Origin of the sequence: Streptomyces roseoviridis, assembly GCF_039535235.1 — a bacterium.
In the GTDB taxonomy this organism is placed as follows: domain Bacteria; phylum Actinomycetota; class Actinomycetes; order Streptomycetales; family Streptomycetaceae; genus Streptomyces; species Streptomyces roseoviridis.
Genome location: NZ_BAAAWU010000001.1, coordinates 2074586 through 2095742 on the forward strand (window position 1 = coordinate 2074586; position 21157 = coordinate 2095742).

Annotated in this window: 19 protein-coding genes and 5 tRNA genes; 11 read left to right on the forward strand and 13 right to left on the reverse strand. The window is 71.1% G+C overall.

Translation table 11 applies throughout. From position 1 onward, the window contains the following. Positions 1-88: 88 nt before the first annotated feature. From ABD954_RS09265 to leuC, 4 genes are all read right to left on the reverse strand, one after another. Entirely contained in the window at positions 89-775 is a 687-nt protein-coding gene (locus tag ABD954_RS09265) for an HU family DNA-binding protein (RefSeq protein ID WP_345485400.1), read from the reverse strand. A gap of 143 nt (positions 776-918) precedes the next feature. Next, positions 919-1146, reverse strand: coding sequence for an SCO5555 family protein (locus tag ABD954_RS09270; protein ID WP_031013922.1), 228 nt, complete (start codon positions 1144-1146; stop codon positions 919-921). A gap of 104 nt (positions 1147-1250) precedes the next feature. Beyond that, positions 1251-1844 (reverse strand): 3-isopropylmalate dehydratase small subunit, encoded by a 594-nt coding sequence (gene leuD, locus ABD954_RS09275; RefSeq protein ID WP_345485401.1) that lies wholly within the window; start codon positions 1842-1844, stop codon positions 1251-1253. 6 nt (positions 1845-1850) lie between these two features. Further along, positions 1851-3275, reverse strand: coding sequence for a 3-isopropylmalate dehydratase large subunit (gene leuC / locus ABD954_RS09280; protein ID WP_345485402.1), 1425 nt, complete (start codon positions 3273-3275; stop codon positions 1851-1853). Positions 3276-3415: 140 nt separating this feature from the next. On the opposite strand from leuC, the gene ndgR reads away from it, so the two are divergent. Continuing rightward, positions 3416-4132 (forward strand): IclR family transcriptional regulator NdgR, encoded by a 717-nt coding sequence (gene ndgR / locus ABD954_RS09285; protein WP_128977462.1) that lies wholly within the window; start codon positions 3416-3418, stop codon positions 4130-4132. Positions 4133-4258: 126 nt separating this feature from the next. Here the strand turns inward: ndgR and ABD954_RS09290 are convergent. The 9 genes from ABD954_RS09290 to ABD954_RS09330 all read right to left on the reverse strand — a co-directional run bounded on the left by ABD954_RS09290 (position 4259) and on the right by ABD954_RS09330 (position 8288). After that, positions 4259-4334: transfer RNA gene (locus ABD954_RS09290), tRNA-Glu, on the reverse strand. Positions 4335-4351: 17 nt separating this feature from the next. Next, positions 4352-4423 (reverse strand) — tRNA-Gln (locus tag ABD954_RS09295). 18 nt (positions 4424-4441) lie between these two features. Beyond that, positions 4442-4517: transfer RNA gene (locus tag ABD954_RS09300), tRNA-Glu, on the reverse strand. 88 nt (positions 4518-4605) lie between these two features. Further along, positions 4606-4678 (reverse strand) — tRNA-Glu (locus tag ABD954_RS09305). Positions 4679-4719: 41 nt separating this feature from the next. Then, positions 4720-4791 (reverse strand) — tRNA-Gln (locus ABD954_RS09310). A gap of 96 nt (positions 4792-4887) precedes the next feature. Next, entirely contained in the window at positions 4888-5610 is a 723-nt protein-coding gene (locus tag ABD954_RS09315; protein ID WP_345485403.1) for an HAD family hydrolase, read from the reverse strand. A gap of 156 nt (positions 5611-5766) precedes the next feature. Beyond that, positions 5767-7242 carry a glutamate--tRNA ligase gene (gene gltX / locus ABD954_RS09320; protein WP_345485404.1) on the reverse strand — a complete coding sequence of 492 codons (1476 nt, stop codon included), beginning with the start codon at positions 7240-7242 and terminating at the stop codon, positions 5767-5769. Then, entirely contained in the window at positions 7235-8020 is a 786-nt protein-coding gene (locus ABD954_RS09325; RefSeq protein WP_345485405.1) for a fumarylacetoacetate hydrolase family protein, read from the reverse strand. Before ABD954_RS09325 ends, gltX begins: the two co-directional genes overlap by 8 nt. A gap of 79 nt (positions 8021-8099) precedes the next feature. Beyond that, positions 8100-8288, reverse strand: coding sequence for a hypothetical protein (locus ABD954_RS09330; RefSeq protein ID WP_345485406.1), 189 nt, complete (start codon positions 8286-8288; stop codon positions 8100-8102). Positions 8289-8869: 581 nt separating this feature from the next. On the opposite strand from ABD954_RS09330, the gene ABD954_RS09335 reads away from it, so the two are divergent. The 10 genes from ABD954_RS09335 to ABD954_RS09380 all read left to right on the forward strand — a co-directional run bounded on the left by ABD954_RS09335 (position 8870) and on the right by ABD954_RS09380 (position 21156). Beyond that, positions 8870-12655 (forward strand): sensor histidine kinase, encoded by a 3786-nt coding sequence (locus ABD954_RS09335; protein ID WP_345485407.1) that lies wholly within the window; start codon positions 8870-8872, stop codon positions 12653-12655. Positions 12656-12664: 9 nt separating this feature from the next. Continuing rightward, complete coding sequence (locus tag ABD954_RS09340; protein WP_030496942.1) at positions 12665-13078, forward strand: roadblock/LC7 domain-containing protein; 414 nt, start codon at positions 12665-12667, stop codon at positions 13076-13078. Positions 13079-13231: 153 nt separating this feature from the next. Then, entirely contained in the window at positions 13232-13639 is a 408-nt protein-coding gene (locus ABD954_RS09345) for a DUF742 domain-containing protein (protein WP_345485408.1), read from the forward strand. Further along, positions 13620-14210 (forward strand): GTP-binding protein, encoded by a 591-nt coding sequence (locus ABD954_RS09350; RefSeq protein WP_345485409.1) that lies wholly within the window; start codon positions 13620-13622, stop codon positions 14208-14210. The genes ABD954_RS09345 and ABD954_RS09350 overlap by 20 nt, the downstream gene beginning before the upstream one ends. Before the next feature lie 351 nt (positions 14211-14561). Continuing rightward, positions 14562-17780 (forward strand): sensor histidine kinase, encoded by a 3219-nt coding sequence (locus ABD954_RS09355; RefSeq protein WP_345485410.1) that lies wholly within the window; start codon positions 14562-14564, stop codon positions 17778-17780. A 10-nt stretch (positions 17781-17790) separates the two neighbouring features. Further along, positions 17791-18204, forward strand: a complete 414-nt coding sequence (locus ABD954_RS09360) for a roadblock/LC7 domain-containing protein (protein ID WP_128978734.1) — start codon at positions 17791-17793, stop codon at positions 18202-18204. A gap of 99 nt (positions 18205-18303) precedes the next feature. Continuing rightward, positions 18304-18870 carry a DUF742 domain-containing protein gene (locus ABD954_RS09365; RefSeq protein ID WP_345485411.1) on the forward strand — a complete coding sequence of 189 codons (567 nt, stop codon included), beginning with the start codon at positions 18304-18306 and terminating at the stop codon, positions 18868-18870. Further along, entirely contained in the window at positions 18851-19432 is a 582-nt protein-coding gene (locus tag ABD954_RS09370; protein WP_071269896.1) for a GTP-binding protein, read from the forward strand. The genes ABD954_RS09365 and ABD954_RS09370 overlap by 20 nt, the downstream gene beginning before the upstream one ends. 163 nt (positions 19433-19595) lie before the next feature. Continuing rightward, entirely contained in the window at positions 19596-20690 is a 1095-nt protein-coding gene (locus ABD954_RS09375; RefSeq protein WP_345485412.1) for a serine/threonine-protein kinase, read from the forward strand. Then, the gene (locus ABD954_RS09380) at positions 20680-21156 is read left to right on the forward strand and encodes a hypothetical protein (protein WP_345485413.1); all 477 of its coding nucleotides are present in this window, start codon (positions 20680-20682) and stop codon (positions 21154-21156) included. Before ABD954_RS09375 ends, ABD954_RS09380 begins: the two co-directional genes overlap by 11 nt. The last annotated feature ends 1 nt before the right edge of the window (position 21157 follow it).

Genomic DNA, 21157 nt, shown 5'->3' on the forward strand with positions numbered 1-21157 from the left:
GCCGGGTCCCCCGGGCGCGCCGCGGGCCGGGCTCCCCCTGGGGGAGCCCGGCCCGGCGTGTGAGTACTGCCGTCGCGTACTGCCGTCGCTACTTCGCGGCGGTCTTCTTCGCGGTGGTCTTGCGCGCCGTCGTCTTCTTGGCGGGCGCCTTCTTCGCGGTGGCCTTCTTCGCCGGCGCGGTCTTCTTGGCGGTGGTCTTCTTGGCCGCGGCGGTGGTGGTCTTCTTGGCCGGAGTGGCCTTCTTGGCGGCGGCCGTGCTGGTCTTCTTGGCCGGAGTGGCCTTCTTGGCGGCGGCCGTGCTGGTCTTCTTGGCCGGGGTCGCCTTCTTCGCTGCGGCCGTGGTGGTCTTCTTGGCCGGGGTCGCCTTCTTCGCGGCGGCCGCCTTCTTCGCGGTGGTGGCCTTCTTGGCCGCGGCCTTCTTCACGGTCGCGGAGGCGCCACCGGAGAGGCTGCCCTTGGGCGCCTTCTTGACGGAGACCTCGCCTCCCTTGGGGAGCTTCTTCGAACCGCTGACCAGGTCCTTGAAGCCCTGACCCGCACGGAAGCGCGGAACGGAGGTCTTCTTGACCCGGACCCGCTCGCCCGTCTGCGGGTTGCGGGCGTAGCGGGCCGGACGGTCGACCTTCTCGAACGAGCCGAAGCCGGTGACCGAGACCCGGTCCCCGCCGACCACGGCACGCACGATGGCGTCGAGCACGTGGTCGACGGCGTCGGCGGCCTGCTGGCGACCGCCCATCTTGTCGGCAATCGCTTCTACGAGCTGCGCCTTGTTCACGTCTTCCCCTTCGGAGACATTGCCGGAACGAAAGTGTTCAAGCTTTTTCGCACGTTAGGCATGTATATACCGCAAATCAAACACGAAACGGGCTAATCACCCTAGTGCCGCAACGCGGAAGTGCCGTTGCGGAGTTCCTGGTGTCAGTCGTCTTCAGGGAATCGGCCCTCGTCGAGGTCCTTCATCAACCGGTCCAGACGCGTTGCCGCGTCCGCGAGATCGTGCTTCGCCGCGGCCGTGACGACCAGCAGCTTCCGGGACAGCGCCATCCTTACGCCCTCCGGGACTTGCAGTGCGCGCACCCTGGTGTGCGCTTCCTTCAATCGGGCGGCGACTGCCTCGTAGAGCTCGAGTTGGCTGTCGCGTTCCATGCACCGATTGTGCCATCTAGGGCGAGTTGTCGCCCGACGGGGTCTCAACAAGCGACTGCGCCCCCCACCGGACGGTGGAGGGCGCAGTACTGGAAAAGCGCTGCTCAGGCGGTAATTGTACGGGGCTTGAAGGACGGGCGGGCGGCCTCGTAGGCGGCGATGTCCGCTTCGTTCTGAAGGGTGAGGCTGATGTCGTCCAGTCCGTTCAGGAGCCGCCAGCGGGCGTTCTCGTCCAGCTCGAAGTCGGCGTCGATCCCGGCGGCGAGGACCTTGCGGGCCTCCAGGTCGACGGTCACCTCGGCGGTGGGGTCGGCCTCGGTCAGCTCCCACAGGGCGTCGACCGTGGCCTGCGGCAGGACGACGGTCAGCAGGCCGTTCTTCAGCGAGTTGCCGCGGAAGATGTCGGCGAAGCGGGAGGAGATGACGGTCTTGAAGCCGTAGTTCTGCAGGGCCCAGACGGCGTGCTCACGGGAGGAGCCGGTGCCGAAGTCGGGGCCGGCGACCAGGACCGTGGCCCCCTGCCGCTCGGGGCGGTTGAGGACGAACTCGGGGTCCTTGCGCCAGGCCTCGAACAGGCCGTCCTCGAAACCGTCGCGGGTGACCTTCTTGAGCCAGTGCGCCGGGATGATCTGGTCGGTGTCGACGTTGCTGCGGCGCAGCGGAACGGCGCGGCCGGTGTGGGTGGTGAAAGCTTCCATGGTTCCTCAGACCCCCGCGGTGGTGGCGACGTCGGACAGATCGGCCGGGGAGGCCAGGTGGCCCAGGACGGCGGTGGCGGCGGCGACCTGGGGGGAGACCAGGTGGGTGCGGCCGCCCTTGCCCTGCCGGCCCTCGAAGTTGCGGTTGGAGGTGGACGCGGAACGCTCACCGGGGGCCAGTTGGTCGGGGTTCATGCCCAGACACATCGAGCAGCCCGCGTGCCGCCATTCGGCGCCGGCCTCCTTGAAGACCTTGTCCAGGCCCTCCTCGACGGCCTGCAGGGCGACCCGGACCGAGCCGGGGACGACCAGCATGCGGACGCCGTCGGCGACCTTGCGGCCCTCCAGGAGGGCGGCGGCGTTGCGCAGGTCCTCGATGCGGCCGTTGGTGCAGGAGCCTACGAAGACGGTGTCGACCTTGATGTCGCGCAGCGGCTGTCCGGCGGTCAACCCCATGTACTTCAGGGCGTTTTCGGCGGCCAGGCGCTCCGAAGGGTCTTCGTACGAAGCGGGGTCGGGGACCTGTCCCGAAAGCGGCGCGCCCTGGCCCGGATTGGTGCCCCAGGTGACGAACGGCGCCAGCGAGGCGGCGTCGATGACGACCTCGGCGTCGAAGACGGCGTCCTCGTCGCTCTTCAGCGTCTTCCAGTACGCGACGGCGGCGTCCCAGTCCTCGCCCTCGGGGGCGTGGGCGCGGCCCTCGAGGTAGGCGAAGGTGGTCTCGTCGGGGGCGATCATGCCCGCGCGGGCGCCGGCCTCGATCGACATGTTGCAGATGGTCATCCGGGCCTCCATCGAGAGCTTGTCGATGGCGGAGCCCCGGTACTCCAGGACGTAGCCCTGGCCGCCGCCGGTGCCGATCTTGGCGATGATCGCCAGGATCAGGTCCTTGGCGGTGACGTCGGCCGGCAGCTCGCCGTCGACGGTGATCGCCATGGTCTTCGGGCGGGCCATGGGCAGGGTCTGGGTGGCGAGCACGTGCTCGACCTGGCTGGTGCCGATGCCGAACGCGAGGGCTCCGAACGCGCCGTGCGTGGAGGTGTGCGAGTCGCCGCAGACCACGGTCATGCCGGGCTGGGTCAGGCCCAGCTGCGGTCCCACGACGTGGACGACGCCCTGCTCGACGTCGCCCAGCGGGTGCAGCCGCACGCCGAACTCGGCGCAGTTCTTGCGCAGGGTCTCCAGCTGGGCGCGGGAGACGGGGTCCGCGATGGGCTTGTCGATGTCGAGGGTCGGGGTGTTGTGGTCCTCGGTGGCGATGGTGAGGTCGAGGCGCCGCACCTGCCGGCCGCTGAGACGCAGCCCGTCGAAGGCCTGCGGGCTGGTCACCTCGTGCAGCAGGTGCAGATCGATGAAGAGGAGGTCGGGCTCGCCTTCGGCGCGCCGGACGACGTGGTCGTCCCAGACCTTCTCCGCGAGTGTCCTACCCATCGCTTTCCCTCCGGCCGGCGGCTGCGCCGGCACTGCTAGAGACCCGTTTCGCGGGCCGTTGTGCGGCCGCCCCACCAGAGTGACGGGTTCCTCGGAAAATTGAACTTGCGTTTCACAGAGTGAGACGTGAATATCGTTGCATGGACAACTCTAGCGGCGTAGGCGTTCTCGACAAGGCAGCCCTTGTCCTGAGCGCCCTGGAGTCCGGTCCGGCCACCCTCGCAGGTCTGGTCGCGGCGACGGGACTCGCACGACCCACGGCACACCGACTCGCCGTGGCACTGGAACACCACCGGATGGTGGCCCGCGACATGCAGGGCCGGTTCATCCTCGGACCGCGCCTGGCGGAGCTCGCCGCCGCGGCCGGTGAGGACCGTCTGCTCGCGACCGCCGGGCCGGTGCTGACGCATCTGCGCGACGTGACCGGGGAGAGCGCGCAGCTCTACCGGCGCCAGGGCGACATGCGGATCTGCGTGGCGGCGGCCGAGCGGCTGTCCGGACTGCGGGACACCGTCCCGGTCGGCTCCACGCTGACCATGAAGGCCGGCTCGTCCGCGCAGATCCTCATGGCCTGGGAGGAGCCCGAGCGGCTCCACCGCGGCCTGCAGGGCGCCCGTTTCACGGCGACGGCCCTGTCTGGCGTACGGCGCCGCGGCTGGGCCCAGTCGATCGGCGAGCGGGAGCCCGGCGTGGCGTCCGTCTCGGCGCCCGTGCGCGGCCCCTCGAACCGCGTGGTGGCCGCCGTGTCGGTCTCGGGCCCCATCGAGCGCCTGACCCGCCACCCGGGCCGCATGCACGCCCAGGCGGTCATCGACGCGGCCGCCCGCCTGACCGAGGCCCTGCGCCGCAACGGCTGATCCGCTTCCCCTCTTCACCTGTGTGACTCCGGCCCACCGCTCCAACGCCGCAGCGGTGGGCCGGAGTTGTACCCACGACGGCAGACAGCGAAGAAGCCCTCCCCCGAAGGGAAGGGCTTCTTCGTTTGGTACCCCCGACCGGATTCGAACCGGCGCTACCGCCTTGAGAGGGCGGCGTGCTAGGCCGCTACACAACGGGGGCAAGATCTGGAAGATCCGCTGGCCTACCTGGACTCGAACCAAGACTAACTGAACCAGAATCAGTCGTGCTGCCAATTACACCATAGGCCACTGGTGGTTTAGACCAGTTGGTACCCCCGACCGGATTCGAACCGGCGCTACCGCCTTGAGAGGGCGGCGTGCTAGGCCGCTACACAACGGGGGCCCTAGCGATCCCATCCGGCGCCTGAGCGCCGGATGATGTCACCGCGTGTTCACCGGGTGCGACCCTGGTGATCCGCAGGATGGATCTGTACCCCCGACCGGATTCGAACCGGCGCTACTGCCTTGAGAGGGCAGCGTGCTAGGCCGCTACACAACGGGGGCTTTGTGGATCATTATCCACGGTTGCAGATGAGCTCTGCGAGCTGGCCTACCTGGACTCGAACCAAGACTAACTGAACCAGAATCAGTCGTGCTGCCAATTACACCATAGGCCACCGGGGCGTGATCCCTCCGTAGGGGGATCTTGCTCTGGCTTGCGCTTTCGGGGCTTTCCGGCCTTTCGGCCCGCTCCCCTCGGCGCAGGAAGAACATTACCCGAAGGTGTCCGGTGCTCCAAAACGGGTATCCCCGCGCAGCACTCCGGGCAGCTGGTGGAGGCCGGTGATCCTGGTCAGACCCGGTCTGCCGCCCGTGCCGGCACGGTCCAGCCAGATGCCCGTCAGGCCCGCCCGTGCCGCCCCGAGGGCGTCGGTCTCCGGCTGGTCCCCCACGTACGCCACCTGCTCCGGCGGCAGCCCCAGGGCCGCGCAGGCCGCGTGGAAGGCCGCGGCGGCCGGCTTGGCCACGCCGAGCTCCGCGGCGCACACGACCGCCTCGAACCGGTCCCGTACGCCGAGCACGCGCAGCTTGCGGTCCTGGTTGCGGATGCTGGAGTTCGACAGCACCCCGTGGCGGTAGTCCGCGGCGAGCAGGTCGAGCACGGGCAGGGTGTCCGGGAAGAGCTCCCAGGCGGCCTCGTAGTGGACCACGTACCGCTCGAACCAGTCGTCGGCCTCGGCGGCGGTCAGCTCGGGCGCGCCGAGGAAGTCGCGGACCCGGTCGCGCCGCTGGTCGAGGAAGTCGCCGCCCTCGGCCTCGAAGCGCCGCCAGTGCAGCTCGGTGAGCTCCTTCCAGCGCAGCAGGGCCTCCTCCACGGAGGCGTAGCCGCCGAGCAGCCCCTCGGCCGCGAGATGGGCGCGCATGCCGGCGCGGTCGGCGCTCGCGTAGTCGAAGATCGTGTCGTCGATGTCCCAGAGCACCGCGCGGATGGCCATGGAACGACCGTACCGCCGGGGCCGGCGGCCGGTCGGGGTTTCCCGGTGTCGACGGCCCGGATGCCGAGGGATACCCCCCCCGGGGACTTCGGCCGGGGTACGCCGCGGGGGCGGCGGCCGTCGTGGCCGCCGCCCCCGGGGGCGTACGCGCAAGGGTCAGCCGGCGAGCTTCGCCAGGGCCGCGTCGATGCGGGCGAGGGTCCTCTCCTTGCCCAGGATCTCCAGCGACTCGAACAGCGGCAGGCCGACCGTGCGGCCGGTGACGGCGACGCGGACCGGGGCCTGGGCCTTGCCGAGCTTGAGGCCGTGGGCCTCGCCGGCGGCGAGGACGGCGGCCTTGAGGGACTCGGGGTCGCTCCAGTCGGCGTCCACGAGCTTCTCGCGGGCGGTGGTGAGGAGGGCGGCGGGCTCGCCCTTCATCGCCTTGTCCCACGAGGGCTGGTCGAAGACCGGCTCCTTCAGGAAGAGGAAGTCGACGTTGGCCGTGATGTCGGACAGGACGGTCAGGCGGGTCTGGGCGTGCGGCGCGATGGCCTCCCAGGCGGCCTGGTCGAAGTCCTCCGGGGCCCAGTTGGCGTGCGGGGCCTTCAGCCAGGGCTCGCAGGCCGCGGCGAAGTCCTTCACGTCCAGCATCCGGATGTGGTCCGCGTTGATCGACTCGGCCTTCTTGAGGTCGAAGCGGGCCGGGTTGGCGTTGACGTCCGCGATGTCGAACTTCTCGACCATCTCGGGGACGGTGAAGATGTCCTGGTCGGCGGAGAAGGACCAGCCGAGCAGGGAGAGGTAGTTCAGCAGGCCCTCGGGGAGGAAGCCGCGCTCCCGGTAGAGGTTGAGCGAGGACTGCGGGTCGCGCTTGGACAGCTTCTTGTTGCCCTCGCCCATCACGTAGGGCAGGTGGCCGAAGGCCGGGATCTCCTTGGCGATGCCCAGCTCGATCAGCGCCTTGTAGAGCGCGATCTGGCGCGGGGTGGAGGAGAGCAGGTCCTCGCCGCGCAGGACGTGGGTGATCTCCATCAGGGCGTCGTCGACCGGGTTGACCAGGGTGTACAGCGGGGCGCCGTTGGCGCGCACGATGCCGTAGTCCGGGACGTTGTCGGGGGTGAAGGTGAGCTCGCCGCGGACCAGGTCGGTGAAGGTGATCGGCTCGTCCGGCATCCGGAAGCGGACGATGGCGTCGCGGCCCTCGGCCCGGTAGACCTCGACCTGCTCGGCGGTGAGCTCGCGGCAGTGGCCGTCGTAGCCGGAGGGCCGGCCGGCGGCGCGGGCGGCGTCGCGGCGCTCGTCCAGCTCGGTGGTGGTGCAGTAGCAGTGGTACGCGTAGCCGCCGGCCAGCAGCTTGTCGGCGACGTCCCGGTAGATGTCCATCCGCTGCGACTGGCGGTAGGGGGCGTGCGGGCCGCCGACCTCGGGGCCCTCGTCCCAGTCGAGGCCCAGCCAGCGCAGCGAGTCGAGCAGCTGCTCGTACGACTCCTCGGAGTCGCGGGCCGCGTCGGTGTCCTCGATGCGGAAGACCATGGTGCCCTGGTTGTGCCGGGCGAAGGCCCAGTTGAAGAGGGCGGTGCGGACCAGGCCCACGTGGGGGTTGCCGGTCGGGGAGGGACAGAAACGTACGCGGACGTTCGCGTTAGCCACGCTTGATCACCCTGTTGGTGAGAGTGCCGATGCCTTCGATGGTGACGGCGACCTCGTCGCCGACGTTGAGGGGGCCGACCCCGGCGGGGGTGCCGGTGAGGATGACGTCGCCGGGGAGCAGCGTCATGGCCTCGGAGATGTGGACGACCAGGTCCTCGATGGAGCGGGTCATGTCGCTCGTACGACCGAGCTGGCGCTGTTCGCCGTTGACCGTGCACTGGATCGTGAGGTCGGCGGGGTCGAGGTCGGTCTCCACCCAGGGGCCCAGCGGGCACGAGGTGTCGAAGCCCTTGGCGCGGGCCCACTGGGCCTCGCGCTTCTGGACGTCGCGGGCGGTGACGTCGTTGGCGCAGGTGTAGCCGAAGACGACGTCCTTGACCCGCTCGCGCGGCACCTCGCGGCACATGCGGCCGATGACCACGGCCAGTTCCGCCTCGTGGTGCAGCTCGCGGGAGAAGGAGGGGTACTCGATGGCGTCGCCGGGGCCGATGACGGAGGTGGTCGGCTTGAGGAAGGTCACGGGGACCTCGGGGACCTCGTTGCCGAGCTCCTTGGCGTGCTCCGCGTAGTTGCGGCCGATGGCCACGACCTTGTTGGGCAGGACGGGCGGCAGGAGCCGGACCTTGCTCAGCGGGACCTTGGTGCCGCTGAGCTCGAAGTCGGTGTACGGGATGCCCTTGATGATGTCGAGGACCAGGCCGCCGGACTCGACGGTCCCCTCCCCCTCGACCGCGCCGAAGGCGACGTTGCCGTCGATGGAGAATCTGGCGATGCGCACGAGTGCTGTGGCCCCTCACTTGCTGCTGGCTGGAGTCTGACGCTCCAGGCTAACGCGGCAAGGAGGCCCGATCGCCGGATTACTCGGCGGGGCGGTACGGCTCGGGCGCGGTCATCAGGATGGTGCGGCGGGGGTTGGCGGTCCGGCCGGGGAGCTCGACGGCGTACTCGGGCCGGGCGCCCCGGCTCAGCTGCGCGGCGTCCTCCAGGTGGGCGAGCGTGGCGCGGCGGGGGTTGGCCGTGGTGCGGAGTACGGACGTCGTCTTCATCGCGTGTCGGACCCTTGTCTGCGGTGGGGGCGCGCCCACGCGGGCGCGGTGGACGGGGTTCCCATTCTGTAAAGCGTCAGGCTAAACATGCAATTCCCTTCGAATGCATGGCGGATTCAACGAACTACGTGTGAGTTTGCTCACCCCAGCGGGAACAAACCGGGCATTACGCACTGCCATGAGGGGTGACCGAAACGGGCATTCCGCCACTGAACGCGCCATTCCGCTCCTGATCATCGCGACTGGGACACCCCCCGCCGTCCACCCCTTCAGGGTGATACGCCCGATTCCTCCGTGATCATGTTCTACGTGGGGTGACTCGCCGTTCACGCGTTGTCATGCCCTTCGCGCCACGCCCGGCGGACCTTGTTGGAGATCCGGCACTGTGCTGGAATTCCACGCACCGCCGCGGGTTTCAAGCCGGCGCGCAGGGGGCGCAACGCAGCGCCGGCCGAGTGGCGGGGATAGGGGGATCTGCGCCGGTCACCGACGACCACCACGGGGACGCACCGCGTCCCACACGCCGACACCGTCCTCTCCGTTCACGCGGAGGGACGCCTGGTCCAGAGGTTGCGACGCTAGTGCAGGGACGTTTCAAGAGGGATGGCACGGGCTCTTCCCAGGCCCGCAAGGGCCGAGGGGAAGCTCCGGCGGAGCAGGAGCCGCGTGCCGGGACCCAGCACGGTTCCCCGGCCCCGCACCCCCAGAAGCCGGGGAAGGGCGACGGCTCCGACGGTGCCGCGCGCACCACCGCCGCGGACGCCGTCGCCGAGCAGGCCCCCCTGCCCCGGCTCCAGTCCGAGAACCAGGTCGGGCCCCGAATAGCCCTGCGCAACTGGCGCATCTCCACCCGTCTGGTCGCCCTGCTGACCCTTCCGGTGGTCGCGGCGACCAGCCTCGGTGGCATCCGCATCAACGAGTCCTTGCAGGACATGGAGCAGCTGGATCACATGCAGCTGCTCACCGAGCTGACCAAGGAAGCCACCAAGTTCGCCGAGGCACTCCAGGAGGAGCGCGACCACTCCGCCGGTCCGCTCGCCAACGGCAAGTCGCCCGGCGACTACCAGGTCGACACCCCGCGCAAGAAGACGGACCGCGCCTACAAGGCCTTCCTGGAGGCCACCAACGCGATCCCGGCGACCGAGGACGACGAGTCGCTGCGCAGCATCCGGCAGAACGTCAACCAGATCGCCTCCCAGGTCAGCCAGCTGCACGGCATCCGCGGCGAGGCGTACAAGAAGAACGTCGCCCACTCGGTGACGGTCGAGGCGTACAGCCGGCTGATCCGCTCCCTGCTCAGCCTGTCCCAGGACATGGCGCAGGCCACCAGCAACCCGGAGATGATCAAGCGGACCCGGGCGCTCGCCGCGTTCTCGTCCGCCAAGGAGTACGCCTCCATCCAGCAGGCGATCATCGCCGCCTCGCTGCCCCCGAACGACAGCCGGGCCGCCCGGATCGAGCAGGGCGACCGCCTCTACGGCGACGCCGCGCTCACCAGTGAGGCCGTCGAGTTCAAGTCCTTCAAGGCGATCTACGAGTCGACCGGCGGCGACGCCGAGGAGCTCACCGCCTCGCTGACCAACGGCAACCCCTCGATCGAGGCCGCCGACAACTACGCGCAGCGGATGCTGAAGTCCGACCGCGGCCTGCCCGACGTCAAGCGCGGTTACCTGAACTTCACCGACGAGTACGACACCAAGATGCGTGCCATGAACACCATCGAGGCGACGCTGCTCGGCGAGATGGAGACCAAGGCCCGTGAGCTGCGGCAGGAGTCGCAGCGCGACGCCATCATCAACGGTGCCTTGATCCTCCTCGTCCTCGGCGTCTCGCTCGTCGGCGCCTTCGTCGTGGCCCGGTCCATGATCCGGTCGCTGCGCCGGCTCCAGGACACCGCCACCAAGGTCGCCCAGGAACGCCTGCCCGAGCTGGTCAAGCAGCTCTCCGAGTCCGACCCGCAGGACGTGGACACCTCCGTCGAGTCGGTCGGTGTGCACTCCCGCGACGAGATCGGCCAGGTGGCCGCGGCCTTCGACGACGTGCACCGCGAGGCGGTCCGCCTCGCCGCCGAGCAGGCCCTCCTCCGGGGCAACGTCAACGCGATGTTCACCAACCTCTCGCGCCGTTCCCAGGGCCTCATCCAGCGCCAGCTCTCGCTGATCTCCGAGCTCGAGTCCCGCGAGGCCGACCCGGACCAGCTGTCCTCGCTGTTCAAGCTCGACCACCTCGCGACCCGCATGCGCCGCAACGGCGAGAACCTCCTCGTCCTCGCGGGCGAGGAGCCCGGCCGCCGCTGGACCCGCCCGGTCCCGCTGGTCGACGTCCTGCGCGCCGCCGCCTCCGAGGTGGAGCAGTACGAGCGCATCGAGCTGGCCGCGGTCCCCGCGACCGAGGTCGCCGGCCGGGTCGTCAACGACCTCGTCCACCTGCTCGCCGAGCTGCTGGAGAACGCCACGTCGTTCTCCTCGCCGCAGACCAAGGTCCGCGTCACCGGTCACGCCCTGCCGGACGGCCGGGTGCTGGTCGAGATCCACGACACCGGCATCGGCCTGTCCCCCGAGGACCTCGCCGCGATCAACGAGCGGCTCGCCTCGCCGCCCACCGTGGACGTCTCCGTCTCCCGCCGCATGGGTCTGTTCGTGGTCGGCCGCCTGTCCCTGCGGCACGGCATCCGGATCCAGCTGCGCCCGTCCGACTCGGGCGGCACCACCGCGCTCGTCATGCTCCCGGTCGACGTCGCCCACGGCGGCAAGAAGCCCGTGCCGAAGGCCGGTCCCGGCGGCCAGGGCGGTCCGGCCCCGGCCGGCCTCGCCGGCGGTCCCGGTGCGGCCGGCGGTCCGGGTGCCCCCGGCGGTCGTCCGGGCGGTGCCCCGTCCGCGCCCGGCGGCCGGCTCGGCGCCGGTGCGGCCCGTACGGCGCTGCCCGGCCGGGACGGTGCCGCGAACGGCCCGCAGGGCCAGGGCGGTCAGGCCCCCGGCGGCCCGAACCTGTTCCAGGAGCGGCCGCAGACCCCGGCTCCGGCCCAGGCCCAGGGACCGCAGACCGCGCAGCTGCCGCCCGTTCCGCAGGACCGGGGGGCGCGTCCCGGCCTCGGCGCGCCCGGCGGCCTCGTGGGCGGCGCGCAGAGCGCGATCCCGTCCCGCACGGACGTCTGGGGCGGCCAGGGCAACGCCCGCGGCAACGCTCAGAACACCGACCGGAACGGCCAGAACGGCCTGAACGGCGGCCAGGGCCCGCAGGCCCCGGCACCGCAGGAGCCGCGCCCGGCCCAGAACGGCTTCCCGCGCGCGGAGCTGCCCGGCGGCAACCCGCAGCCGCAGCACCCGCAGCGGCCGCAGGCCGCCAGCTGGGGCAGCAACGACCAGGCGCAGCCGGTCCGCAGGCCGCAGCAGGACATGACGCCGCTGGACGCGCCGCGCGGTCACGAGGAGCCGGAGAACCAGGGCCGTCACGCGCAGCCGCAGGGTCCCGGTTCCACGGGCCAGTTCGCCCGCCCGGACTTCGGGGCGCCGCAGCAGGCCCCGCAGGGCTACCAGGGCGGCGCGCAGGACCCGGCGTCCACCGCGCAGTTCCCGCGGCCGGACTTCGGGGCGCCCCAGCAGGCGCAGCACGCCCCGCAGCAGGCTCCGCAGCAGCAGGCGTACGGCCACCAGCCGTTCGTGCCGCAGGCCCAGGCGCCCCAGCAGGCCCCGCAGCAGCAGGCCCCGCAGCAGCCTTCGCGCCGGCACGCGGCCGGCGAGCCGCAGCAGCAGCCCCGTCAGCCGCAGCTCCAGCAGCCGCGTCAGCCGGAGGCCCTGCCGCCGGCGGGTGCCGGTGACGGCCGCACGCCGCTGTACGACACGCTGGAGACCAACTGGTTCCGCCAGGAGCAGGGCCAGGGCCAGACGCCCGCCCCGGCGGCGCCCCAGTCCCCGGCGCCGCGGCAGGACCCGTCGCGGGGCGTGCCGGAGGCCGAGCGGACGATGCAGTCCCCCGTGGTCGGGCAGCGACCCGGAACGGACGCCGCGCAGCGGCCGGGGGCGGCTGTCCCGCAGCAGCCCGAGGCGGGGCGGCAGAACACCAACGGCGGGGCCGCCTGGCGGACCTCTCCCAACGACGAGCTGGTGCGCCAGGCCGAGCGGGTGCGCAAGCCCGCGGCCGGCGGTGTCACCACCTCGGGGCTTCCGCGGCGCGTGCCGCGGGCCAACCTCGTGCCCGGGACAGCCCAGGAGCAGGCCCACACGGCCGGCCCCCAGGTCTCCCGCGCACCCGACGACGTCCGCGGCCGGCTCACCAATCTGCGCCGCGGTATCCAGCAGGGCCGGCAGGCGGGCAACTCCACCACGGGTTCCTTCCCTCTCGGCCCGACCCAGCAGCAGGAGCGATAGTTGAGCGCGATGAGCCAGGCGGCGCAGAACCTGAACTGGTTGATCACCAACTTCGTGGACAACACCCCCGGGGTGTCCCACACGGTGGTGGTCTCCGCCGACGGACTGCTCCTTGCCATGTCCGAAGGGTTCCCCCGTGACCGTGCCGACCAGCTGGCGGCGGTCGCGTCCGGGCTGACCTCGCTGACCGCGGGGGCGTCCCGGATCTTCGAGGGCGGGCCCGTCGCCCAGACCGTCGTGGAGATGGAGCGCGGTTTCCTCTTCCTGATGTCCGTCTCGGACGGTTCCTCGCTGGCCGTGCTCGCCCACCCGGAGTGCGACATCGGCCTCGTGGGCTACGAGATGGCGCTCCTCGTGGACCGGGCGGGCTCCGTGCTCACCCCGGATCTGCGGGCGGAGCTCCAGGGCAGCCTGCTCCACTAGTCCGGCTCCTCACGTCCGTACCCGAAACGACACGCCGCAGGGCGGTGCGCCCCTCCGCACCGCCCCGTACCGTTCACCGTCCGGCCGCCCCACCCGGCCCCCCACCGGCCCCATCAGACGGCAGAGGCCTCTGCCGTCACGCCCGGAGGATTCATGACCCCGCCCCCCGCCTCTCACGATCCGTACGGCGCCTCGATAGACGACCCGTACGGACCTGAGGGCGACCAGCCGCTGGTCCGTCCGTACGCGATGACCGGCGGCCGGACCCGGCCGCGCTACCAGCTCGCCATCGAGGCGCTGGTCAGCACCACGGCCGACCCCGCGCACCTGGCCACCCTGCTTCCCGAGCACCAGCGGATCTGCCACCTGTGCCGTGAGGTGAAGTCGGTGGCGGAGGTGTCGGCGCTCCTGTCGATGCCGCTCGGCGTCGCCCGCATCCTCGTGGCCGACCTGGCCGAGGCGGGCATGGTGGCCATCCACCAGCCGGGCAACGGAGAGGCCGGCGGCACGCCGGACGTGACACTGCTCGAAAGGGTGCTCAGTGGACTTCGCAAGCTCTAGCGGCGGCTCCGTTCCGCAGAGTCGTTCGACCACCAGCGCGAAGATCGTGGTGGCCGGCGGCTTCGGCGTGGGCAAGACCACGTTCGTCGGCGCGGTCTCCGAGATCAATCCGCTGCGGACCGAGGCCGTGATGACGGCGGCTTCGGCGGGCATCGACGACCTGACGCACACCGGGGGCAAGACCACCACCACGGTGGCCATGGACTTCGGCCGCATCACCCTGGACCAGGACCTGATCCTGTACCTGTTCGGTACGCCCGGTCAGGACCGCTTCTGGTTCATGTGGGACGACCTGGTCCGCGGTGCCATCGGCGCCGTCGTGCTGGTCGACACCCGGCGTCTCGCCGACTGCTTCCCGGCGGTCGACTACTTCGAGAACTCGGGCCTTCCTTTCGTGATCGCCCTGAACGGTTTCGACGGCCACCAGCCGTACGCGCCCGACGAGGTCCGTGAGGCCCTCCAGATCGGTCCCGACACCCCGATCATCACGACGGATGCCCGTCACCGCGCGGACGCCAAGAGCGCGCTCATCACCCTCGTCGAGCACGCCCTCATGGCGCGTCTGAAGTAGTACACATCAAGTAGAAGTCGATATACGGCAGTTGTCGTAGAGGTTTTGGGGGCGGTCTGTGTCCTTCGACACGACCGCCCCGGGGTTCATAACATTTCGACAGAGAATTGGGGCGCCTCGGACACCCGACGCATCCGATCGGTGCCGCTGCGCTCACATGAGCCCCGCTTTTTGGCGGGGCTCGCTCTTTATGCCCGTTTTATCTCGGGTCGGAGCCAGAAAAACCGGCTGCTCCGCACTGTTTGGAAGGGACCCCCTTCACGTGCTGCAATTCATGAACTCCCGAGTAGTACGGCCCTGAACGAAACACCGGCACAACGTAGGTGCCGACGCCGAGAGGTTGTTGGTCGAGTGAGGCGAAGCAAGGAAAGCTCCGCAGAGCAGCAGGCGCGGGGCAACTTCACGCCGCCGTCCCGCCCGGGGTTCACGCCCGTGGACGAGCCCGTGACGCCCCCGGCCCCGAGCCGCAAGGGCAGCTCCAGCAAGCTGTCCCCGCGCAACTGGCGCGTGCCCACCAGGCTGAACGCGATCCTCCTCATACCCGTGCTCGTCGGCCTGGTCATGGGCGGCTTCCAGGTGAAGACCGCCATCGACACCTGGCAGGAGGCGAAGGACGCCGAGAAGACGGCGCTCATCGTGCGCGCCGCCTCGGAGTACAGCCAGGCGCTGCTCAACGAGCGTGACCTGACCGCCATCCCGCTGCTCAAGGCCAAGAACGCCGGCGACCGGGAGACCGACGAGGTCACCCAGGCGTACGCCGCCACCGACGCCGCCAAGCTGAAGTTCGACGAGGCGGCCAAGAACCTGCCGAGCGGACAGGGCCTGGAGCGCCGCCTCGGCCTGTTCCGCAGCGCCGAGCCCAAGCTCACGGAGCTGCGCAAGGTCGCCTACACCCGGGCGCTCGACCCGGTGAACACCCAGCGCGGCTACACCGAGGTCCAGCACTACCTGATGGAGTTCTCCAACGAGCTCGGTCTGGGCACCGGCAACATCACCAGCTACGGCCGTACGGTCTACGCGATCCAGCTCGCGAAGGCCGCCGAGTCCCTGCAGCGGTCGATCGGCACCCAGCTGCTGGTCCGTCCCTCCAAGAAGGACGACGTCTTCGCGCAGCAGTCGGTTGCGTTCAACTCGTACAACTACCTGGAGCAGATCGCCCTCGGCGAGTACCAGTCGGGTGGCACCGAGGCCGACGTGGAGCGGCTGAAGAAGGTCATGGCGGCCAAGGCCACCGAGGGCTCCCGGAAGATGGCCGCGGCCGGCGTCGAACTGCCCAAGGACGCCTCCGGCTCCGTCTACGGCGGCGCGGCCCAGCTGATCGGCTCCGCGAAGGACGCCGACGCGCTCGCGGACCTCAAGCAGCAGGGCATCACCGCCGAGACCTGGATGGCCATCGCCACCGCCAAGTTCGACGGCTACACCGAGGTCGAGAAGGAGCTCGTCGACAAGGCCGTGACCGAGGCCGCCGACATCGCCGGCGACGCCCAGACCGACGCCTGGGTCAACGGCGGCATCGTCGTGATCGCCCTGCTCGCCGCCTTCATCCTGGCCGGCATGATGGCCCGCCAGATGAGCCGCTCGATGAGCGAGCTGCGCACCGCGGCCTTCTCCATCGCCGAGCAGCGCCTGCCGATGCTGGTCGACCAGCTCTCCCGCACCGAGCCGGGCCGGGTCGACACCCGCGTGCAGCCCATCCCGATCGACTCCCAGGACGAGATCGGCGAGGTCGCCCGCGCCTTCGACCAGGTGCACCGCGAGGCCGTCCGGCTCGCCGCCGAGCAGGCCATGCTCCGCGGCAACGTCAACGCGATCTTCACCAACCTCTCGCGCCGCAACCAGTCGCTCATCGAGGGCCAGCTGACCCTCATCACCGACCTGGAGAACAACGAGGCCGACCCGGACCAGCTGGAGAACCTCTTCAAGCTGGACCACCTGGCGACCCGTATGCGCCGCAACGGCGAGAACCTCCTCGTCCTCGCCGGCGAGGAGCCCGGCCGCCGCTGGGACCAGCCGGTCCCGCTGGTCGACGTCATGCGCGCCGCCTCCTCCGAGGTGGAGCAGTACGAGCGCATCGAGCTGGCCGGCGTCCCGGACGCCGAGATCCACGGCCAGGCCGTGACCGACCTCGTGCACCTGCTCGCCGAGCTCCTGGAGAACGCCACCACGTTCTCCTCCCCGCAGACCAAGGTCCGGGTCACCGCGACCCGCCTGCCCGACGGCCGCGTCATGGTCGAGATCCACGACAAGGGCATCGGCCTGACCGCCGAGGACTTCGCGGACATCAACCACAAGCTGGCCAACCCGCCGACCGTGGACGCCGCCGTCTCGCAGCGCATGGGCCTGTTCGTGGTCGGCCGCCTCGCCGACCGGCACGGCATCCGGGTCCAGCTGCGCCCCTCGGGCGAGCAGGCCGGCACGACCTCGCTGGTCATGCTGCCGGACGCGATCACGCACGGCGGTGGCGGCGAGCAGCCGGTGCAGGACGACTTCACCGTCTCGCAGATCATCCCGCAGCAGGCACAGCACGCCTTCGAGCCGCAGGCGCAGCCGATGCGGACCGCGGCCGAGCTCGGCTTCGACGACTCGCGCTACGAGCAGCCGGCCGACGACCGCCAGCTGGACCCGGTGAACCGCTCCCTGATGCGCGAGGAGCGCCGGGCGGCCCTCGGGGCCCAGGTGCAGCACGGCGACGACCGCCCGCTGTACGGGGACGAGACGGACGCCTCCGGGCAGCAGACGTACGTACCGCAGGAGCACCAGCAGGAGTACGGCGCGGAGCAGTCCGCCGAGTACCCGCAGGAGTACGCCCAGGACTACGGGCAGGACTACCCGCAGGGCCAGGACGCCTACGGCTTCCCGCAGCAGGGGTACGAGCAGTACGAGCAGCCCGCCGACGGCTACCGCGAGCAGGCATATGCGGAAGCCTCGTACGACGCCGGCGCGAGCGGCCACGGCGGATACCAGAACGGCTACGAACCCCAGCCCCACCAGGGGGACTGGCAGCAGCAGACCGGCTACGGCGACGGCTACGCGCAGCAGTTCGGGACCGAATCGGAATCTGCCCAGGCCGCTCCCGAACAGGACCGTGACCGCGTAGGCTTCGACCGTCCGGGTGCCACGCCGAGTCCCTCCCCGGACGCCGGCCACGCGCTGACCGACGCCGGTCTGCCGCGCCGCGGCAGCGTCGCCCCGCAGGCGCCGCAGACCCCGCAGGCGCCGCAGTCCGCGCCGCCGGCCCAGTCCGCGGGTCCGGCCGGAAACGAAGCCGACGGCACCGGGGACTGGCGCTCCGCCAACGACGAGCGCTGGTCCCGGGCCGAGAAGCTCCGCGACCCGAAGGCGGGCGGGGTCACCCCCTCCGGTCTTCCCCGACGGGTCCCCAAGGCCAACCTGGTCGAAGGGGCCGCGGAGCAGACCCCGCAGGGCGGCCCACAGGTCTCCCGCGCACCGGAGGACGTGCGGGGCAGGTTGAGCAACCTGCGCCGCGGAGTCCAGCAGGGGCGCAGCGGGGGTACGGACACGAACGGATCGGGCCTCGGCCCGGGCAACACCTACAACCAGGAGCGTTAGTGTGAGCGCGATGAGCCAGGCGGCGCAGAATCTGAACTGGTTGATCACCAACTTCGTGGACAACACCCCCGGGGTGTCCCACACGGTGGTGGTCTCCGCCGACGGCCTCCTGCTGGCGATGTCCGAGGGGTTCCCCCGGGACCGCGCCGACCAGCTGGCGGCGGTCGCGTCCGGGCTGACCTCGCTGACCGCGGGCGCGTCCCGGATCTTCGAGGGCGGTGCGGTCAACCAGACCGTCGTGGAGATGGAGCGCGGCTTCCTCTTCATCATGTCGATCTCGGACGGCTCCTCGCTGGCCGTGCTCGCCCACCCCGAGTCCGACATCGGTCTCGTGGGCTACGAGATGGCACTGCTCGTCGACCGCGCGGGAAGCGTCCTGACCCCCGACCTGCGGGCGGAACTGCAGGGAAGTCTTCTCAACTAACAGACAGACGGTGCGTTTCTCGCCACCGCACCGTAGGGTGCGGTGGCGCGGTTCCAAGGGACATGGGGCCGCGAGGCAGTCGGAGGAGGAGACGAAGACGTGGGCACACCCCCGGGCGGAAGCCCTTACAACGGTTTCGACGGGCATCAGGCGCCGCTGGGCGACACCGCGCAGAACCGCTTCAACTTTCCCTCCGCCCCGAGCAGACAGGGCACCCAGCAGCCCTATCAGCAGCAGCCGCAGCCTCAGCACCCGGCCGCCGGCAGCCCGAGCGCGTCCGCCGCGCCGGGCCGCAGAGCGGGCGGTCAGGGCGCCTCGGGCGGGCACAACCCGCTCGTGCGCCCGTACGCGATGACCGGCGGCCGGACCCGGCCGCGTTACCAGCTCGCCATCGAGGCGCTGGTCAGTACGACGGCCGATCCGGCCCGGCTGCAGGGGCAGTTGCCCGAGCACCAGCGGATCTGCCGGCTGTGCTTCGAGATCAAGTCGGTCGCGGAGATCTCGGCACTTCTCTCCATCCCCCTCGGCGTTGCCCGGATTCTCGTCGCCGACCTGGCCGAGGCCGGACTTGTCGCCATCCACCAGCCCGGCGGCGACGAGGCCGCCGGCGGTCAGCCAGACGTGACACTGCTCGAAAGGGTGCTCAGTGGACTTCGCAAGCTCTAGCGGCGGCGCGACCCGTTCAACCACCAGCGCGAAGATCGTGGTGGCGGGTGGCTTCGGCGTGGGCAAGACCACATTCGTCGGCGCCGTCTCCGAGATCAACCCGCTGCGAACCGAGGCCGTGATGACGTCCGCGTCCGCGGGCATCGACGACCTCACCCACACGGGCGACAAGACGACGACGACTGTCGCCATGGACTTCGGCCGCATCACCCTGGACCAGGACCTGATCCTGTACCTCTTCGGTACGCCCGGTCAGGACCGCTTCTGGTTCATGTGGGACGACCTGGTCCGCGGTGCCATCGGCGCCGTGGTGCTGGTCGACACCCGGCGTCTCGCCGACTGCTTCCCGGCGGTCGACTACTTCGAGAACTCGGGCCTGCCGTTCGTCATCGCCCTCAACGGCTTCGACGGCCACCAGCCGTACACCCCCGACGAGGTCCGCGAGGCCCTCCAGATCGGTCCCGACACCCCCATCATCACCACCGACGCCCGCCACCGCGCGGACGCCAAGAGCGCGCTCATCACCCTCGTCGAGCACGCCCTCATGGCCCGCCTGCGGTAGTTGTCCCCGGCGTTCGCCGAAGGCCGCGTCCCCGTCCCGGGGAACGCGGCCTTCGGCTTGTGGCCCCCCGCCGCCGGCTCGTGCCCCCGCCGCCGTCCCCGGCGAAACCGCCCGCCGGGTGCGGCGCGTCCAGTACGTTGTACGCGGACCCGGGGGGGTGGGGATGGGCTGGCCGGACGCGTCGGGCACGTCGAGGGCACCGGACGGTGTGCGCCGGATCGGGCGTTTCACGATCGAGGAGACGCTGGGCCGGGGCGGGATGGGCAAGGTCTACCTGTGCCGTACGCCCGCCGGACTCCGGCTCGCGGTCAAGGTGATCCGCAAGGACCTGGCCGACGACCACGACATCCGGGTGCGGTTCAACCGCGAGGTCGACGCCCTGCTCGGGGTGCGCAGCCCGTACACGCTGCCGGTGTACGCGGCCGAGACCGTTCGGCCACCGCTCTGGCTCGCCGCCCGGTACGTGGAGGGGCCCACCCTGGACGCCCACGTCCGCGCCCGGGGGCCGTTGCCCGAGCGGCGGGTCGCGGAGCTGGGGGCGATGCTGGCGGAGGCGCTGTCCGACGTGCACGCCCACGGGGTGATCCACCGGGACCTCAAGCCCACCAACATCATCCTGGAGGGCGGGGAGCCCCGGCTCATCGACTTCGGGATCGCCCGGTCGGCCGGTGTGACCCGCGGCCTGACCATCCCCGGTTCGCCCCTCGGCACGCACGGCTACATGCCGCGCGAACAGCTACAGGGGGACGAACCGACGCCCGCGGTCGACGTGTTCGCGCTCGGCGCCGTCCTGGTGTTCGCGGCCACCGGCCATCCGCCGTACGGCCACGGACTGCCCGCGAGCCTGCGGATCCACCAGGGCGAGCCGCCCCGGCTGACCGGAGTCCCGCCCTCGCTCGTGGACGTCGTGGCCGCCTGTCTGTCGGCCGCGCCGGCCGACCGCCCGGCGCCGGAGGCGATCATGGCGGCGCTCCACGAGGTCGCGCGCGAGGACTCCCCCGCCCCGCCCGCACCACGCGACGCGCCCGCCCCGCCGGTCTTGTCCGCCACGCCCGGCTCGCCCGCGACGCCCGCCGCGCCGGGCCGGGACCCGCGGGCCCGCACCCTCCCCGTGTCCGATCCACCGCACCACTGCCACGTGCCGGTGCCGCCGGCCGCCGGCGAGGGGTGCGCCCTGCGGCCGGTCGCGGCCCGACTGCTCGCCTCGGGGATGTCGCGTCCCCTCATCAGGAAGGCGGTTCTGCAACATGCCCGTTGAGCCCGTGGTCGAACTGCGCGAGGGCTGGGAGTCGTTGGTCCGCGCCTGGGCGCGGCGGCGCGGCGAGCAGGTCCACAGCGAGGACGGCGCGCTGTACCTCCAGACGAAGGCCGGGGGCCCGTCCGGGACCCGTCTCACCGTGGACATCAGCCCGGCGGCCGGTTCGCTCGTGGTGGCCGTCACCGACGGGACGCTGGTCCCGCCGGACCGGCTGGCCCCGACGGCCGCGGCCGCGACCGCGTGGAACGCCCACGAGGTGACCCCGGCCGCCGTCCTCGGCGACGCCCGCAGCGACGAGCCCCTGCTCTCCGCGGTCCTCGCGCTGCCCCTGGTCTCGCACCTGTCCGTCCCCGGGTTCGCGGCGACGCTGGACACGCTCCTCGAGCGGGCGGTGCGGCTGCTGCGCGAGTGCCATGACCTGGGATTCGTTCTGCGGAGCGACGATGACCTCGCCACGCGGGACTGAC

Coding starts and splice junctions, on each gene's coding strand:
- ABD954_RS09270 (WP_031013922.1), bottom strand. CDS start 1,146: ATGGAACGCGACAGCCAACTCGAGCTCTACGAGGCAGTCGCCGCCCGA.
- leuD (WP_345485401.1), bottom strand. CDS start 1,844: ATGGAAGCTTTCACCACCCACACCGGCCGCGCCGTTCCGCTGCGCCGC.
- leuC (WP_345485402.1), bottom strand. CDS start 3,275: ATGGGTAGGACACTCGCGGAGAAGGTCTGGGACGACCACGTCGTCCGG.
- ndgR (WP_128977462.1), top strand. CDS start 3,416: ATGGACAACTCTAGCGGCGTAGGCGTTCTCGACAAGGCAGCCCTTGTC.
- ABD954_RS09315 (WP_345485403.1), bottom strand. CDS start 5,610: ATGGCCATCCGCGCGGTGCTCTGGGACATCGACGACACGATCTTCGAC.
- ABD954_RS09330 (WP_345485406.1), bottom strand. CDS start 8,288: ATGAAGACGACGTCCGTACTCCGCACCACGGCCAACCCCCGCCGCGCC.
- ABD954_RS09340 (WP_030496942.1), top strand. CDS start 12,665: ATGAGCCAGGCGGCGCAGAACCTGAACTGGTTGATCACCAACTTCGTG.
- ABD954_RS09345 (WP_345485408.1), top strand. CDS start 13,232: ATGACCCCGCCCCCCGCCTCTCACGATCCGTACGGCGCCTCGATAGAC.
- ABD954_RS09360 (WP_128978734.1), top strand. CDS start 17,791: ATGAGCCAGGCGGCGCAGAATCTGAACTGGTTGATCACCAACTTCGTG.
- ABD954_RS09375 (WP_345485412.1), top strand. CDS start 19,596: ATGGGCTGGCCGGACGCGTCGGGCACGTCGAGGGCACCGGACGGTGTG.
- ABD954_RS09380 (WP_345485413.1), top strand. CDS start 20,680: ATGCCCGTTGAGCCCGTGGTCGAACTGCGCGAGGGCTGGGAGTCGTTG.